Raw genomic sequence first — 16,010 nt, 5'->3', positions numbered from 1 at the left:
CAGCCCACGCTCCAACGCCCGACGAACGCCGACTTCGTCGTCCACGACCAGCACCCGAGGCTTCACACGCACAGCATGCCCGCAAGACGGACACCCCGCCCGCACCATCTCAGCCGACTCTCAGCAAGGCGAAGGCAAAGCCGAAGGCGTGCCATCAACCCGCCAGCGGCGCGGTCCCCCCGATCAGATTGCCGGGGGTCCGGGGGCAGAGCCCCTGGGGAAAGCAGGCAACAGGAACCAGCCGCACGCGAGGCAATCACCTACGAAACCCCTAAGGGTCACCCCCAAACCAAGCAAAACGATCATTCAAACCCCACAAAACCGCAGCTAGAGGTAGTCTCAGCACCATCTCAGCAACCTCCCACCAAGCTGTAACCACAAGCCCTTGGAGGAGGGGACCAAAAAGATGAACAAGCGAAAGGTGACCCTGGCCGCGTCAGCGGCCGTGGTGGTCACCGGTGCAGCAGGCCTCAGCCTGCTGGCAATGCCGGCAGGCGCAGGCCAGCCACCATCACTCCCATCAATCGACGCGGAAACGCTCGTCCAGCAGGTCATGACGAGCAAGCCGGGCGCATTCGGCGGCACGGTGGAGGTCGACAACAAGCTGGGCCTCCCGGCAATCGCCGAAATCCCGCAACTGGCGGACGGCAAGCACAGCGCGCGAATCTGGACCGACGGCAACGGCAAGGTCCGCCTGGCCCTGCCCAACGGCCAGTCCGAGCAGACCATCGTCGACGACGGCAGGACCACGTGGTCCTGGAACTCCGCGGACAACGAGGTCACGAAGTCCGAGCACCAGGCGGACAAGCCCGACAGGCCTGAAGCGAAGGACGAGCGGAAGGCGGCCGACCCGGCCTCCGCGGCCAAGGAGATCGTCGGCCTGACCAAGGAGTTCAGCGAGATCACCGTCGACGGCACCGCGCGAGTAGCGAACCGTGCCGCCTACGAGCTCGTGCTGACCCCCAAGGCCAGCGAGAAGACCCTGGTCCGCGAGGTGCGGATCGCCGTCGACTCCGAGCTCAAGATGCCGCTGCGGGTCGCCGTCCTGACCAACGGCACGGCGGAACCGGCCGCCACGGTCGGCTTCCGCGAGATCAACGTGGGCCCGCAGGACTCGAAGCTGTTCGAGTTCACCCCGCCGGCCGGCGCCGAGGTCACCACTCCGGAGGCCAAGGAGCAGCGCGGCGACAAGCCGGAGGCCGGCTTGGAGCAGGCTCTGCAGGGTGAGAACCCGCAGATCTTCGGCACGGGCTGGGACACGGTCGTCGGGGCGAGGATCCCGGCAGAGGCCATGACCCAGGTTCCCGCCGAGGCGCAGGGCCTGGTCGACCGGTTCACCAAGAAGGTCAGCGGCGGCTGGGGCAGCGGCAAGCTCTTCACGACCAAGGTCGCGACGATCCTGATCGCGGACGACGGCCGTGTCGTGGCGGGTGCCGTGCCCGAGCAGGTGCTGTTCGACACGATCGGACAGGTGAAGTGACCACCTCGACCAGCGCGCCGGTGACAGCACCGACGAAGGGGGCTGTCGCCGCGCGGACCAGGGGTCTGCGCAAGGAGTACGGGAGCACGGTCGCCGTGGACCGCGTGGACCTGGAGCTGCCGGAAGGTGCCGTGCTCGGCATGCTCGGCCCCAACGGGTCGGGCAAGACGACCACGATCCGGATGCTGCTCGGACTGGTCCGCCCCACGCAGGGGGAGATCGAACTGCTCGGCAGGCCGCTTCCTGAGGGCGCCGAGGAGTCGCTGCCACACGTGGGCGCGCTGGTCGAGGGTCCGGGGTTCCACCCGTTCCTCAGCGGGCGGGAGAACCTCGTCCGCTGTGCCGCGTTCGAACCGCTCCTGCCGAAGAAGCAGATCAAGCAGGCCGTGGAGGACGCGATCGAGCGCGTCGGGCTCACCCAGGCGGCCCACCGCAGGTACCGGGGGTACTCGCTCGGCATGAAGCAACGTCTCGGCCTCGCCGCGGCGTTGCTCGTGCCGCGCAAGCTGGTCGTGCTCGACGAGCCGACCAACGGCCTCGACCCGGCCGGCACGCGGGAGATCCGCAAGATCATCGCGGAGCTGCACGAGGCCGGCAGCACCGTCCTCGTCTCCAGCCACCTGCTGAGCGAGGTCGAGGCGACCTGCACGCACGTCGCCGTCCTGCACCGCGGAACCGTGGTGGCGCAGGGCGAGCTGACCGAGCTGCTGCAGGCGGGCGGGTCGGCGCTCCAGGTGATCACGCCGGACGTCGAGACCGCGCTCAGCGCGTTGCGGCAGGCGAAGATCTCCGCCCGCCCGCTGGGCGAGGGCCTGCGCATCGAGCTCGCGGGGACGAGCGCGCCGCAGGTGATCGAGACGCTCGTCAAGGCGGGCGCGCGGGTCTTCGAGGCGATGCGGTGGAAGACGGGGCTGGAGGAGCTGTTCGCCCGGCTCACCGAGGCCGAGGAGGCCGAGCGCGGGATGTCCGCCGTCGACACCCTGGACGGGGGCTCGCGATGATCACGCGTCAGTTCGGTTCCGAGGTGCGCTGGATGCTGCGCAGGCCTCGCACGCTCATCGGGTTGTTCGGCCTGGTGCTGGTGCCGATCATCATCAGCTTCGGCGTCTGGACGGCCGGCGACGAGGGCAACGGCGGTCCGGGACTCGCCGCGATCCTGCAGGGCAACGGGCTGGTCGTGCCGATCTTCACGTTGTTCCTGTCGCTCAACCTGCTGCTGCCGCTGGTGGCGTCGATCTGGGCGGCCGACGGGCTCGCGGGCGAGGCGCAGCACGGCACGTTGCGCGGCCTGCTGGTCGCGCCGGTGTCCCGCGTGCGGCTGCTGTTCGTGAAGCTGTTCGGACTCGCCGCGCTGTCACTGCTCGCCGTCACGCTGATGGCGGTCGTCGGGATCATCGCCGGCACGGCGTTCCTCGGCACCGACGGCATGATGACGCTCTCCGGCACGACCCTGGACACCGGCGAGGGCATCGTGCGCATCGCCCTGTTCGTCGTGCTGGTGACGTTCCAGATGGTGTCGATCGGCGCGGTGGCCCTCGCGGTCAGCTCGGCGACCGAGCACCCGCTGGTGGTGCAGGCGGCGACGATGACGACGATCATCGTGTTCCAGGTGCTGGGGCAGTTCTCGTCGCTGGACTGGCTGCACCCGTTCCTGATCACGACGGGCTTCCCCGGGCTGATCGACGTGATGCGCGACCCGATCCCGCTCGACCAGATCTGGGACAGCACGCTCCTCGCGGGCTGCTACCTGCTGATCGGCACGGGCCTGGCGGCGATCCGCCTCATCACCAAGGACAGCTAGCGCCGGAAACCGCCCTCGCTGTTGATCACCTGTCCGGTGATCCACTCGGCGTCGTCGGTGCAGAGCCAGGAGATCAGCCGGGCGGCGTCGTCCGGCTGACCCCAGCGCTTCAACGGCATCCGCTCGTGCACGAACGCGGCCAGCTCCGGCCCGGCCCAGCCGGTGTCGGTCGGGCCGGGGTTCACCGCGTTGACGGTGATGCCCCGGTCCGCCAGCTGGTGCGACAACGTCTCCACGACCGCGTGCAGCGCGCCCTTCGACGCCGCGTACGCCACCTCGCCGGGCATCGGCCCGAGGTTCTGGCCGGACGTCATGAACACGATCCGTCCGCCGCGCTCGCCCTTCCAGTGACGAGCAAACGCTTGCGCGAGCAGGATCGACGACCGCGTGTTCACCGCGTAGTGCGCGTCGAGCATCGCCGCGTCCAACGAGCCCAACGGCCCATCGCCACCAGACCGAGCGTGATTGCACACCAGCACGTCAACGCGCCCACAAGCCTCGGCTGCCGCGGCCATCAGCCGTTCCGGCGCATCGGGCTCGGCCAGATCCAGGCCCAGTCCCCGAGCACCGACCTCGGCCAGCACCTCGTCGACGGGATCCGCACCCCATGGTTGCGTCGCGTCGTGTGCGACGTGGTGCTGCACGAACAGGTCCGCGCCCAGACCGGCCAGCCTCGACGCGATCGCGTAGCCGATGCCCTGCCGCCTGCTCACACCGGTGACCAGCGCGACACGTCCCCCGAGAAGCCCCATGAGCCGCATGCCTACCCGACGCGTGCGACGCCGTCCAAGTCGATTGCGAGCCGCACCCGGTCGCCGATCTCGGTCATCGGCCCCACGGCCTCGTACTCCTCGCCGCCGACCTCGACGAGCAGCCGCACGTGGTCGCGCCGGTGCACCCGTTCCACCACGGTGCCTTCCATCAGGCCGTCGGGGTCGACGCGCAACGCCGTGGCGCGCAGCCCGACGCGCTCGACCGGCAGCCCCACGAACGAGCCGGGCACGAACTTGTTGCACCCCAGGAACTTCGCCGTCTCCACGTCGACCGGCGACGACCACACCTCTGCGGGCGGCCCCACCTGCACGATCCGGCCGCGCGACATGATCGCCACGCGGTCGGCCAGCGTGAACGCCTCGTCGTGGTCGTGCGTCACGACCAACGCCGTCGTGGCCGCCTCGCGCAGCAACCGCGCCAGGTCGACCGCGAGCTGCTCGCGCAAAGCCCTGTCCAGCGCCGACAACGGCTCGTCCAACAGCAACAGCCGCGGCGACGGCGCCAACGCCCGCGCCAGCGCGACCCGTTGCTGCTCACCGCCGGACAGCTGGGTCACCCGGCGGCCCGCGTACCCCTCCAGCCCGACCAGTTCGAGCAGGGACAGCACGCGCTTGTCGCGCTCTTCCCGCTCCACTCCCCGCATCCGCAGGCCGAACGCCACGTTCCCGGCGACCGTCCGGTGCGGGAACAGCTGTCCGTCCTGGAACACCAGCCCGAACTCGCGCCGGTGCACGGGAACCCCCGCCAGGTCGGCGGAATCCCACCGGACGGCACCGGACGACGGCTTCTCCAGTCCCGCCACGGTCCGCAGCAACGTCGACTTCCCGCACCCCGAGGGCCCGAGCAACGCCACGACCTCGCCGTCGGCCACGGACAGCGACACGTCCGACACCGCCGCCGTCTGTCCATAGCGGACGGTGATCGAGTCCAGCTCCAGCGCCATCAGAACTCCCCGCTGCTCGGCACGCGCAACCGTTCGATCAGCAGCACGCACCCGACCGTCACGACCATCAGCAGCGCGCACGCCGCGTAGGCCATCTGGCTGTTCAACTCACCGGGCCGCGACATCAGCCGCGCGATCACCACCGGCAACGTCGGCGCGTCCGGCCGCGCGAGGAAGCTCGTCGCCCCGAACTCCCCCAGCGCCACGACGTACCCGAACCCGGCCGCCGCTGCCAGCGACCTCCCGGCCAGCGGCAGATCGACCTCGCGCCACACCCGGAACGGCGAGGCGCCCAGCGTCGCCGCCGCCTGCCGCAGCCGTTCGTCGACGGCCCGCAGCACCGGCAGCACCATCCGCACGATCAACGGCGTCACGACCAACGCCTGCGCCAGTGGCACCAGCATCGGCGAGGTGCGGAAATCGCCCGGCAGAGCGTCCATCGTGACCAGGTACCCGAACCCGACGGTCACCGCCGACACCCCGAGCGGCAACATCAGGGCGGTGTCGAGCACCTCGGCGAACCGGCTCCCGGACCGCCGCAGCCCGACCAGCACCACCGCCGAGAACACCCCGACGACCAGCGCCACCAGGGTCGCGTCGAAGGCCGTCCGCAGCGAGTTCACCGCGGCGTCGATCCCGGTCACCGCCAGCGTGCCGCGATCACCGCGGGTGTTCAGCGCCACGTACCCGGCGAAGCTCCAGCCGTCCCGTGTGGACAGTGAGCGCGTCACCAGCCCGACGACCGGCGTCAGCAACGCCACCACCACGGCGACAGCGGCACCGACGACGTACCACTCGCCACCGGACGGTCGTCGCGCCAGCTCTTCCCTGCCGCGCAACGACAACGCGGTCTCCCGCCGGCGCCGGGCCAGCGCGCCCAGCACCAGCACCGCGAGCACGGCGAGGAACTGCAGCAACGACAGGGCCGCCGCCCCGGACAGGTCGAACAGCTCGACCGTCCGCAGGTAGATCTCGGTCTCCAGCGTCCGGTACCGCGACCCGCCCAGTACCAGCACAACACCGAAACTGGTCGCGCAGAACAGGAACACGACCGCCGCGGCGGACCCGATCGCGGGCGCCAACGCCGGCAGCACGACGGAGACGAACGCCCGCGGCCGGGAGGCCCCGAGTGCCCGCGCCGCGTCCTCGGCCCGTCGATCGGTGTGCGCCCACAACCCGCCGACGGTCCGCGCGACCACTGCGACGTTGAAGAACGCGTTCGCCAGCACGATCGGCAGGACCCCGCCGTCCGGCCAGAACGTCCGGAAAGCCAGGCCCACCACCACGGTCGGCAGCACGAACGGCACCATCACGGCGGCCCTGACCACACCGAGCCCGCGCAGCCGGCAGCGCGCCAGCACGAACGCCACGGGAAGCCCGGCGACGACTGCCACGACCGTCGACGCCAGTGCCTGCCCGAGCGTGAACCCGACGAGCTCCCAGGTCTCCCCGGCGAACACCGCCGTCAGAACACCGCCCTCGCGCAGCCCGAGCGACACGATCGCCAGCACGGGCCACGCGAAGAACAACCCCAGGAAAGCCAGCGGCAGCAACGCCGCCGCGGACCACCCCGTGCGAGAGCTCAGCCCTGCACGAGCTTGCGCCACTGCTCGACCCACGCTTCGCGGTTGTCCTTCACCTTGTCCGCGGGCAGCGTCTGCGGGTTCGGCGGCAACGGCGCGTCCTTGGCCCACGACTCGGGCAGCGAGACGCCCTCGCGGGACGGGTAGACGTACATCAGCTCGGCGACCTGGGCCTGGAACTTCTCGCCCAGCAGGAAGTCGAGGACCTTCTTGGCGTCCTCCGGGTTCTTGGCCCCGGACAGCACGCCCGCGTACTCGACCTGGCGGTAGCAGGTGTCCAGCACGGCCTTGGTCTTGCCGCCCTCCGCGGACGGCGACGACGCGTACGAGACGACGATCGGCCGGTCGCCCTTGGTGGCCGAGAACTCCTGGTTGTAGGCCTCTTCCCAGCCGCTCACGACCTTGACGCCGTTGGCCTTGAGCTTGGTCCAGTACTCCTGCCAGCCGTTCTCGCCGAACTTCGCGACCGTGCCGAGCAGGAACGCGAGACCGGGCGAGGACGTGGCCGGGTTCTCCACGACCAGCTTGTCCTTGAACTTCGGGTCGACGAGGTCCTCGTACGACTTCGGCTCCGCACCGCCGAGCTTGGCCGGGTCGATGTTCAGGCACACGTCACCGACGTCGACCGCCTGCAGGCGGTTCGTGCCGTCGGCCTGGTAGCGCTGCGCGCCCTTCGAGGCCTCCGGCGAGGCGTACTCGGCGAACACGCCCTCGGCCAGCGCGCGCGACGCGAACGTCGAGTCGACGCCGAACGCCACGTCGCCGATCGGGTTCGACTTGGTGAGCACCAGCTTGTTCGTGAGCTCGCCGGCGTCACCGCTCGCGAGCTGCTTCACCGTGATGCCGGAGGACTTCTGGAACTCGTCCAGCACCTCCGGCTTCACGGCGAACGAGTCGTGCGTCACCAGCGTGACCTCGTGCGACTGCGGCGCGGTCGACGAACCGGCCGAACAGCCGGTCAGCGCCACAGCCGCGGCGAAGACAGCGAAAATCCTTCTCATCTGTTCTCTCCCTACGCCGGTATGACCCGGATCAGGTGGACGGTCGAGGGCTTGCGAGCCCTCCTCTCAGCCCGGCGCTTCACCGGACTCCCGTGGCAAACGCGCAGCTTACGTGACGTGGTGGGACGATCAGGACATGGCCGAGCTGTTGAGCGACGATCAGTTGGACGACGTGCTGCCCAAGCTCTCCGACTGGACCGCCCAGGAAGCGTCACTGGTGCGGACCGTGGAGCTGGAGAGCTTCGCGAAGGCGATCATGGTGGTGAACCGGGTCGCGGAGATCGCGGAGAACGACAACCACCACCCGGACGTCGACATCCGGTACAGGACACTGACGTTCCGCCTGAGCACGCACTACAAGGGGGGAATCACCGCGCTGGACGTGTCCCTCGCCGAGGAGATCGACGGGGTCCTGGACGCGCTGGCCTGATCAGGCCAAGATGTGCGCTGCCGCCGCCGCGGAGTAGACAGGGATCACCCTCATGCGGTTGCGCACACCCCTTTCCGTCGCGGCACTGGCCGGCAGCCTCCTGATCGCGCCCGCGGCCGCCCAGGCCGTGCCGTGTGCCGTGACGGACACGATGGTCGAAGCCAGTGCGGCGTGGGTCACCAGGGGCACCGGCCTCGCGGAGAACACCTGGTCCAACGCGGGCTTCCACGTCGGCAACCTCGCCCAGGTGCGGACCACCGGCGTCAGCAACCACAAGACGTGGCCCTGGGTGCAGGCGAACGGCTACCTGCTGCCGCTGGACCCGGCGAACCCCTACGCGCCGGACGCCCAGGCGACCGGCGAGCCGTACCTCGACGTCGCGTACTTCCACCCGGAACCCGAGGTCCTGCAACCACTGCGGGACAACCTGCGCGCCCAGGTGGCGGACGGCGGAACGGGCTACTGGAAGTCGCCGGACGCGCTGAACATGGCGCTGCCGTCGTTCACCCGCGTCGCCGTGGCCGACGACGACAAGGCGATGCTCGACTACTCCTACCGGTCGTACCGCAGCCTGAAGAGCCGGACGTTCAACGAGCTCACCGGCCTGTGGAGCCTGAACGTGCAGACGAACGGCTGGGCAGTGCAGGGTCTGGCCAAGGCGGTGCTCGCGCTTCCGGCCGGCAACCCGTACCGCGCCGACTACGCCTCCACTCTGCGCAGGACCGCCCAGACGCTGCGGTTCCTGCAGCGCCACGACGGTTTCTGGGGTGCCGCCGGCAAGGACTCGGCGGCCACCGCGATGATCACCTACGCGTTCGCCGCGGGCATCAACGAGGGCGTGCTGGACCGCGACACCTACCTGCCGGCCGTGCGGCGGGGCTGGCAGGCGTTGCAGACCGCGCTCGACGCCGGCGGACTGCTCGGCTGGACCGCGGCCCGCGACTCGTGGAAGCCCGCCTCAGCCGGTGACTCGGCTGGGTTCGCCGTCGGCAGCTTCCTCCTCGCCGGCCAGCAGGTCGTCCGCCTCACGCCGGGTTGCTAGCCCGATCGCGACGAGCGTGAGCATGCCCGCGACGGGATAGCCCCAGCCGAGCAGCACGAAGACCCACGGCCGCGGGAAGTCCCAGATGTTCGGCTGGGCGAGCAGCAGGAACGAGATCAGGTAGCCGCCGGTCAGCAGCACCCACAGGCCGGCGGTGATCCCGCACAGGAGGTGCCCGCCCCGGTAGATCAGCCACAGCAGGGCGGGCACCATCCACACCCAGTGGTGACTCCAGGAGATCGGCGAGACCAGCAGGCCGAGCACCTGCACGCTGACGATCAACGCCAGCACGTCCTTGGTCCTGCTGACGGCGAACCAGGTCAGCGCCGCGGCCACGAGCACGGCGACGATGTAGATGGGCCCGGTCTTCACGTCGTAGCCGAACGTCCGGCTCAACGCGCCGCGCATGGACTGGTTGATCGCACTGCCGACCGGTCCGACCCGGCTCGCGTCACCGAGCAGCTGGAACCAGAACTTGTCCGACTGCGACGGTGAGATCGCCCAGCCGATCCCGTACACCACGACAAAAGCGACGAACGACCACACAGCGGCCATCCACCGCCGCTGAACCAGGAAGAACAGCCCGGAGATCGCGGGCGTCAGCTTGATGCCGGCCGTGAACCCCACACCGGCGCCACCGACCCAGTTCCGCGCACTGGCGAGCGTGCCGATCAGGATCGCCGCCAGTACCAGGTTGATCTGCCCGTAGTTGAGCGTGGTGCGCACCGGCTCGATCCACAGCACCAGCGCGGTCCACATCATCGCGCGGCGCGGGTCGTCGAGCTTCAGCAGCTTGAGGCTGGTGCGCACGATGAAGTACAGGCAGGCGAGGCAGATGATCTGCCAGACCCAGCGTGACGCCTCCCACGGGATCCAGCTCATCGGCGTGAAGATCGCGGCGGCGAACGGCGGGTAGGTGAACGGCAGCGGGAACACGTCCGCGTACTGGTCGAGCCGCCACTCGTAGAGGTCGCCTTGGAACAGATGAGGCGACCCGTTGCGGTAGACCAGCAGGTCGATCATGGTCATCTTCGTCTGGAAGGCGACCATGAACAGGTGCCCGACGACCGACAACGCGAGCAGCCACGGTGCTACGGAGAGCACACGCGCTTCCACAGCACGGAGTTTCACCCCGAAAACGTTACCCGAGGCAACTTTTGTGGGTACCCGAGCGTCAAGTAGTCGGGAGATCGTTCAAGGGGAGTTTTTCAAGTCATGTCTGCTGATGTTGTCGTTGCCGTTGTCGCTGCTCTTGCCATGCTGGGTGTTGCCTTCGGCGTCTTCGCCGCTGCCGCCCGCGCCAAGAACAGCTTGTAACCGTTGGACCGCGAGCAAAGGGGGGAGCCTCCACTGTGGAGGCTCCCCCCTTCGGCGTTGTCACCGGGGTGGCGCTGGTTTAGAAGTAGTGCGCGCGCCCGCCGACCGGCTTGCCCACGGCACCCAGGACGGCGAGGATCGCGCCGATCACCAGGAGCACCACGCCCAGCGTCGTCAGGATGCTGATGCCTGCCAGCCATCCGACGACGAGCAGAATGAGACCGAGGACGATCATTCCAACCTCCAGGTGGGGAATCCTGAACTAGAGGTACCCCACGAAGGTCGGTACAAACCTTCTCTTGATTATTTGTCGCTGATGAAGTTCGTTACGCCAAATGGACCAGCAACGCGCAGTGGTCGATTTGTGACGGCTTGTGCGCGGGCGACGGAAAACGAGGGCCTTCCAGCGAACGGGTCTTCAACGCTCCAGCGCTCCGATGATCAAGTACTGGGGATCAGCCGACTCGAGCTGGTCTCGCGAGACCGGCCCACAGTTGCGGTCCAGAGTGATTCGCATGATGTCCAGGAGGTCTGTTCCCTCCTTGGCAGCCGTGCGGTTCATCACGGCCTGCAGCTTCATGGCGATGATGGGACCAGGTTCCGCAACGCTCACCGACATGGCCGGGAGTTTCTCCGCGCTGAGCGACAACGTGGACGCGGAGGAAGCCGCTCAGGCGTGGGACTGAACGTGGAGGCGATCATTCGGATCGTCGGGAAGGGTGGCGATGTCCGCATCCGTGACTCCGAGGACGTCGACCTTCACCTCACCCCAAGGAGTGCTCACCAGCGCACCGACCGGCCCGCTCGGTACCGCACCGGCCGCCACGAGGAGTTGAAGCTGCGAGTCTTCTTCTCCAGTTCGGCGATCAACGGTGTCGAGGTCCGTGGTCACCCGGTACGGCGCAGTGAGCCGGCACATCACAGCGAGCCCTCCGACGAGCACCACTGGTCGCCCCGTCTGCTCGGCGACTACGGGGATCGCGCTGACGATCTGAGTCATCGGCCGTCCGGCCAGCACGATCACGGGCTTCACCAGACACGGTGCCAGGGCTTTCCCGGCGTCCAACCGTCCAAGATCTCGCGACCTCGCCCGGGATCCTGAGCGAGGTCGAGCGCGACGAAGAGCGGGTTCGCCAACGGCCAGATTTGGTCCGCCCAACCGGTCGCGTCAACCCGGCGAGTGCACACGAGCGATATCGGAGCGACACGTACACGACCCGCACGCGAAGAGGCCGTAGCGGCCACTCCGAGCAACTGGACGGCCCGCCGCAAGATGCTCTGATCAGAAACGTAGAAGTCAGGCGGATGGTCCACTCGAGTCGAGACGGGTGCACCGTAAGCCACCGCCGCCACGGTGTCGGTCAAGGCCCATCCCACCGTCGACTCGACGTCGTCCAGCCCTAGCCTCAGCGCAGCGGTATCCCGGTCATCCCATCCGCCACCAGGTCCCGGAATGCCGGCCAGATCACGACTCACAGGCCTCCAGTGCTCGGCGAGCTCCCAGAACAGCTCAGAGCCGGTAACCCTGTTCTCGCCATCCACAAGTCCTGCGGCCCGCAGTGCGGCGAAAGCCTCGGAGACCGAGCTCGGCGAGCGCGACAACTCCTCTGCCGCCGCGCGCACACCGAGCGTCCGAGCAGGATCGAGCAGGAGCAGAGCGGACAACTCGACGCCAACCTGTCCGCTGATTCCTCGCCGTTCAGCCTTGGGCCGCACCTGCGCTGGAACATCCGCGTCGATGAACAAGCCTGGGGCCCTCAACCTGAGATGCCCTCGGAGATCCAACCAGTTCACGCCGGCTCGACTCAGGCTCTCCCGAGCGGCCGCAGTGATCCTGTCGGCGACAACCACGTACGTCATGTCGTCGCGGAGGTTCTCCGGGCGTTGCCGAAGCTGACGGGTGACAGTATCCGCGGCGACAGTTGCAGCTGACTTGAGCTGCACGAAGAGCGTCGGCCCATCCGGACCCACGAGTACGGCGTCGATCTCCCGGTCAGATGCCGCCTCGTGCTCACGAGCTTCAAGACCGAGTGCTGCGGCTGCGGCGACGAAGGCGTCCACAACAGCGAGTTGTTGCTCGGCAGATCCCACGAACACATTGAGCACGTGTTCGGTGTTCGGTCAAAACCGAACACCGAACACCGCGGTCAGACGTTGAAGCGGAACTCCACCACGTCGCCGTCCGACATGACGTAGTCCTTGCCCTCCATGCGGACCTTGCCCGCAGCCTTCGCGTCGGCCTTCGAGCCCGCCGCGACCAGGTCGTCGAACGACACGACCTCGGCCTTGATGAAGCCCCTCTCGAAGTCCGTGTGGATCACGCCGGCCGCCTGCGGGGCGGTGGCGCCCTGCGGGATCGTCCAGGCGCGCGCCTCCTTCGGGCCCGCGGTCAGGTAGGTCTGCAGGCCGAGGGTGTGGAAGCCCGCGCGGGCCAGGGAGTGCAGGCCGGGCTCGTGCTGGCCGATGGACTCGAGCAGTTCGCGGGCCGACTCCTCGTCGAGCTCCAGCAGCTCCGACTCGACCTTCGCGTCGAGGAACACCGCGTCGGCCGGGGCGACCAGCTCGCGCAGCTCCTTCATGCGGGCCTCGTCGCTCAGCACGCCCTCGTCGGCGTTGAAGACGTAGAGGAACGGCTTGGTGGTGAGCAGCGACAGCTCGCGCAGCAGCTCACCGTCCACTTCGGACTGCGCGGAGAACAGGGTGCGGCCGGAGTCGAGGATCTCCTTGGCCTTCTTCGCGTTCTCCAGGGCGGCGCGGCGGTCCTTCTGCATCCGCGCCTCCTTCTCGATCCTCGGAACTGCCTTCTCGAGGGTCTGGAGGTCGGCGAGGATCAGCTCGGTGTTGATCGTCTCGATGTCGCTGGACGGGTCGACGCGGCCGTCGACGTGCACGACGTCCGGGTCGTCGAAGACGCGGATCACCTGGCAGATCGCGTTGGCCTCGCGGATGTTCGCGAGGAACTTGTTGCCGAGGCCCTCGCCTTCCGACGCGCCCTTGACGATGCCCGCGATGTCGACGAACGACACGACGGCGGGCACCTCGCGCTCGGAGCCGAAGATCCCGGCCAGCTTGGAGAGACGCGCGTCCGGCAGCGGCACGACGCCCACGTTCGGCTCGATCGTCGCGAACGGGTAGTTCGCGGCGAGCACGTCGTTGCGCGTCAGCGCATTGAACAGGGTGGACTTGCCGACGTTGGGCAGGCCGACGATACCGAGGGTCAAACTCACGGGGAGCGAGTCTACGGCAGTGACGGTCGTGTCCGATTCCCGCGAGCCTTAGCCGGTTCCCGCTGGCAGGATCGCCGGCATGGTCATTGACGAAGAACACGCGTACCGGGTGTGCTCCGCACGTGACGCCCGTTTCGACGGGTGCTTCATCCACGCGGTCCGCACGACCGGCATCTACTGCCGGCCCTCGTGCCCCGCGGTGACCCCGAAGCGCCGGAACAGCCAGTTCTTCCTGACGGCCGCCGCCGCGCAGTCCGCCGGTTTCCGCGCGTGCCGCCGGTGCCTGCCGGACGCGGTGCCGGGCTCACCCGAGTGGAACCTGCGGGCGGACCTCGCGGGCCGGGCGATGCGCCTGATCAGCGACGGCATCGTCGAACGCGACGGCGTCTCCGGTCTCGCGGCCAAGCTCGGCTACTCGGAGCGCCACCTCACCCGCGTGCTGACCGCCGAGCTCGGCGCCGGGCCGTTGGCGCTGGCCCGTGCCCACCGCGCGCACGCGGCGCGGCTGCTGATCGAGACCACCGAACTGCCGTTCGCGGACATCGCGTTCGCCGCGGGCTTCGCGTCGGTGCGGCAGTTCAACGACACCATCCGCATGGTGTTCGCCTCGACGCCGTCCGACATGCGTGGCCGCGGCAAGGCACCGGTCGGCACGCCGGGCCGGATCGTGCTGCGCCTGCCGTACCGGCCGCCGTTCGACTCCGCCGGCCTGCTCGCGTACTTCCGGGCGCACGCCCTGCCCGGCGTCGAGGAGGTCACCGACGACTCCTACGCGCGCACGATGTCGTTGCCGCACGGCGAGGCGACGGTCCGCCTGACGTTCCCGGCGGACCACGTCCTGTGCTCGTTGCGCCTCTCCGACGTGCGCGACCTGGGCGCGGCGGTGTCCCGCGTGCGCCGTCTGCTGGACCTCGACGCCGACCCGGTGGCCGTGGACTCGTTCCTCGGCGCGGACCCGGTCATCGGCCCGCTGGTCCGTGCGGTGCCCGGCATCCGGGTGGCGGGCAGCGTCGACGGCGCCGAGACGCTGCTGCGGCTGGTGGCGCCGTTCGAGGGCGTGCCGCTGCAGGTCCCGGACGGCACCCTGACCCATCTCTATTCGGCCGGTGACCACCCCGTCACCGAGGCGCTCACGAGCGGCAGACTGGTCGTCGACGTGGGCCGCTCGATCGAGGACCTGACCGAGGAGCTCGCACACCTGGCCGGCACTCCGGTGGCCGACGAGGTGGCCATGCGGGTGCTGGGAGCGCCGGACGTGCTGGTGCTCCCCCTGTCGATGCAGGACCTGGCTTCCCACGGCCCCGACTGGCGGCCGTGGCGCTCCTACGCGGGAGCACACCTGACGAGGAAGGCAGCAACATCATGAGCGTCGCGCACACGTCCACCGTGGACACCCCGGCGGGGCCGTTCACCGCGATCGTCGCGCAGGACGGAGCGGTGCTGGCGAGCGGCTGGACCGGCGACATCGCCCTGCTGACGCCGCAGATCCACGCGTCCCTGATGCCGTCGGAGATCACTCCCAGGCAGGACCTGGGCGACGTCACCAAGGCCGTCATCGCCTACCACGAGGGCGACCTGACCTCGATCGACACCGTGGAGGTCCGCCAGAAGTCCGGTCCGTTCCTGCAGCACGCGTGGGACGTCCTGCGCACCGTCCGCGCCGGCGAACCCGTCACCTACAGCGAGTACGCGGAACTGTCCGGTCGTCCCGCCGCCATCCGCGCCGCGGCCTCGGCGTGCGCGCGCAACTCGGTGGCGCTGTTCGTGCCGTGCCACCGCGTGATCCGGATTGGCGGCAGCATGGGCGGGTTCCGCTGGGGGCTCGACGTCAAGCGCTGGCTGCTCGCCCACGAGCGCTAACCGACGAGGTTGATCTCCGGTGCGTGGGCGGTCATCAGTTCCGTCTCGCACCGCGGGCACGAGCTGGTGACCGGGCCCGTGCCGGACCTCAGGTGCCCCTCGATGCCCAGCCAGTCGTCGACCCCGTTGTCCCGGCAGGCGTGGCACCCGACTCGGTAGTTCAGCCGCACCCACGGCTCCGCGGCCAGTTCCGAGGCCCGGACGTCGGGATCCTCCAAGTCGGTGAACGGCGCCCACCACGACGTGACGCGGCACCGCAGCCTGCGCTCGGTGCCGTGGTCGGTGGTGTCGAACGCAGTCACGCGGATCGGCGCGGGGTGCTCGTCGCCGGTGCACAGCCCGTACGGCATCCCGTGCCGCAACTGCACCACGCGGCCGACGCGCAGGCAGACGAGGCAGTCGTAGGTGAAGTCCAGCCGGTTCGACCACACGAAGTGGGCGGCCGGGGTGACCTCGACGCGGGCGGTGATTTCCACGTGGGACAGCACGCGCCGAGGGTAGGCCCGACTCAGGCCAGCGACATTTCCAACGTCGACCCGGAGCGGGCCTTGC

18 protein-coding genes and 1 riboswitch are annotated in these 16,010 nt (G+C 69.1%); of the genes, 7 read left to right on the top strand and 11 right to left on the bottom strand.

The annotated features are described in order from the left end of the window. Positions 1 to 406 precede the first annotated feature (406 nt). The 3 genes from VM306_RS00215 to VM306_RS00205 are packed head-to-tail and all read left to right on the top strand — an operon-like array spanning position 407 to position 3,281. A complete protein-coding gene (locus VM306_RS00215) occupies positions 407 to 1,480 on the top strand; it encodes a hypothetical protein (RefSeq protein ID WP_325510017.1) in 1,074 nt (357 codons plus the stop codon). Next, a complete protein-coding gene (locus VM306_RS00210; RefSeq protein WP_325510015.1) occupies positions 1,477 to 2,481 on the top strand; it encodes an ABC transporter ATP-binding protein in 1,005 nt (334 codons plus the stop codon). The genes VM306_RS00215 and VM306_RS00210 overlap by 4 nt, the downstream gene beginning before the upstream one ends. Then, entirely contained in the window at positions 2,478 to 3,281 is an 804-nt protein-coding gene (locus tag VM306_RS00205) for an ABC transporter permease (protein ID WP_325510013.1), read from the top strand. Before VM306_RS00210 ends, VM306_RS00205 begins: the two co-directional genes overlap by 4 nt. Here the strand turns inward: VM306_RS00205 and VM306_RS00200 are convergent. The 4 genes from VM306_RS00200 to VM306_RS00185 form a co-directional block, all read right to left on the bottom strand. Next, complete coding sequence (locus VM306_RS00200; RefSeq protein WP_325510010.1) at positions 3,278 to 4,033, bottom strand: SDR family oxidoreductase; 756 nt, start codon at positions 4,031 to 4,033, stop codon at positions 3,278 to 3,280. The genes VM306_RS00205 and VM306_RS00200 overlap by 4 nt on opposite strands. Positions 4,034 to 4,044: 11 nt before the next feature. After that, complete coding sequence (locus tag VM306_RS00195) at positions 4,045 to 4,998, bottom strand: ABC transporter ATP-binding protein (protein WP_325510008.1); 954 nt, start codon at positions 4,996 to 4,998, stop codon at positions 4,045 to 4,047. Continuing rightward, positions 4,998 to 6,605, bottom strand: coding sequence for an ABC transporter permease (locus VM306_RS00190; RefSeq protein WP_414672304.1), 1,608 nt, complete (start codon positions 6,603 to 6,605; stop codon positions 4,998 to 5,000). The genes VM306_RS00195 and VM306_RS00190 overlap by 1 nt, the downstream gene beginning before the upstream one ends. Next, complete coding sequence (locus tag VM306_RS00185; protein WP_325510006.1) at positions 6,581 to 7,582, bottom strand: thiamine ABC transporter substrate-binding protein; 1,002 nt, start codon at positions 7,580 to 7,582, stop codon at positions 6,581 to 6,583. The genes VM306_RS00190 and VM306_RS00185 overlap by 25 nt, the downstream gene beginning before the upstream one ends. After that, positions 7,574 to 7,686, bottom strand: a riboswitch (TPP riboswitch). (Overlaps the previous gene by 9 nt.) Positions 7,687 to 7,718: 32 nt before the next feature. Here VM306_RS00185 and VM306_RS00180 point away from each other — a divergent pair. Both VM306_RS00180 and VM306_RS00175 read left to right on the top strand, forming a co-directional pair. Beyond that, positions 7,719 to 8,012, top strand: a complete 294-nt coding sequence (locus tag VM306_RS00180) for a 4a-hydroxytetrahydrobiopterin dehydratase (protein WP_325510004.1) — start codon at positions 7,719 to 7,721, stop codon at positions 8,010 to 8,012. 58 nt (positions 8,013 to 8,070) lie between these two features. Next, positions 8,071 to 9,054, top strand: a complete 984-nt coding sequence (locus VM306_RS00175) for a glycoside hydrolase family 88 protein (protein ID WP_325510002.1) — start codon at positions 8,071 to 8,073, stop codon at positions 9,052 to 9,054. Here the strand turns inward: VM306_RS00175 and VM306_RS00170 are convergent. The 6 genes from VM306_RS00170 to ychF all read right to left on the bottom strand — a co-directional run bounded on the left by VM306_RS00170 (position 8,971) and on the right by ychF (position 13,598). Next, positions 8,971 to 10,185, bottom strand: a complete 1,215-nt coding sequence (locus VM306_RS00170) for a mannosyltransferase (protein WP_325510000.1) — start codon at positions 10,183 to 10,185, stop codon at positions 8,971 to 8,973. The two genes, VM306_RS00175 and VM306_RS00170, sit on opposite strands and share 84 nt — an antisense overlap. Before the next feature lie 265 nt (positions 10,186 to 10,450). Then, entirely contained in the window at positions 10,451 to 10,606 is a 156-nt protein-coding gene (locus VM306_RS00165) for a DUF6131 family protein (RefSeq protein ID WP_089949693.1), read from the bottom strand. A gap of 183 nt (positions 10,607 to 10,789) precedes the next feature. After that, a complete protein-coding gene (locus VM306_RS00160; RefSeq protein WP_325509995.1) occupies positions 10,790 to 10,951 on the bottom strand; it encodes a hypothetical protein in 162 nt (53 codons plus the stop codon). A 90-nt stretch (positions 10,952 to 11,041) separates the two neighbouring features. Beyond that, positions 11,042 to 11,395 (bottom strand): hypothetical protein, encoded by a 354-nt coding sequence (locus VM306_RS00155; RefSeq protein WP_325509993.1) that lies wholly within the window; start codon positions 11,393 to 11,395, stop codon positions 11,042 to 11,044. Positions 11,396 to 11,400: 5 nt separating this feature from the next. Next, on the bottom strand, positions 11,401 to 12,477 hold the full coding sequence (locus VM306_RS00150) for a hypothetical protein (protein WP_325509991.1): 1,077 nt from the start codon (positions 12,475 to 12,477) through the stop codon (positions 11,401 to 11,403). Between the two features lie 41 nt (positions 12,478 to 12,518). Then, positions 12,519 to 13,598 (bottom strand): redox-regulated ATPase YchF, encoded by a 1,080-nt coding sequence (gene ychF, locus VM306_RS00145; RefSeq protein WP_325509989.1) that lies wholly within the window; start codon positions 13,596 to 13,598, stop codon positions 12,519 to 12,521. A gap of 79 nt (positions 13,599 to 13,677) precedes the next feature. On the opposite strand from ychF, the gene VM306_RS00140 reads away from it, so the two are divergent. Both VM306_RS00140 and VM306_RS00135 read left to right on the top strand, forming a co-directional pair. Further along, positions 13,678 to 14,964 (top strand): bifunctional transcriptional activator/DNA repair enzyme AdaA, encoded by a 1,287-nt coding sequence (locus tag VM306_RS00140; RefSeq protein WP_325509987.1) that lies wholly within the window; start codon positions 13,678 to 13,680, stop codon positions 14,962 to 14,964. After that, positions 14,961 to 15,458 (top strand): methylated-DNA--[protein]-cysteine S-methyltransferase, encoded by a 498-nt coding sequence (locus VM306_RS00135; protein WP_325509985.1) that lies wholly within the window; start codon positions 14,961 to 14,963, stop codon positions 15,456 to 15,458. The genes VM306_RS00140 and VM306_RS00135 overlap by 4 nt, the downstream gene beginning before the upstream one ends. Here VM306_RS00135 and VM306_RS00130 read toward each other — a convergent pair. Next, on the bottom strand, positions 15,455 to 15,946 hold the full coding sequence (locus VM306_RS00130; protein WP_325509983.1) for a hypothetical protein: 492 nt from the start codon (positions 15,944 to 15,946) through the stop codon (positions 15,455 to 15,457). The genes VM306_RS00135 and VM306_RS00130 overlap by 4 nt on opposite strands. Positions 15,947 to 16,010: the final 64 nt, after the last annotated feature.

It is taken from the genome of Lentzea sp. (assembly GCF_035525475.1).
Classification (GTDB): domain Bacteria; phylum Actinomycetota; class Actinomycetes; order Mycobacteriales; family Pseudonocardiaceae; genus Lentzea.
Note: the sequence above shows the minus strand (reverse complement) of the source record. Positions and strands in the feature narration are given on the sequence as shown.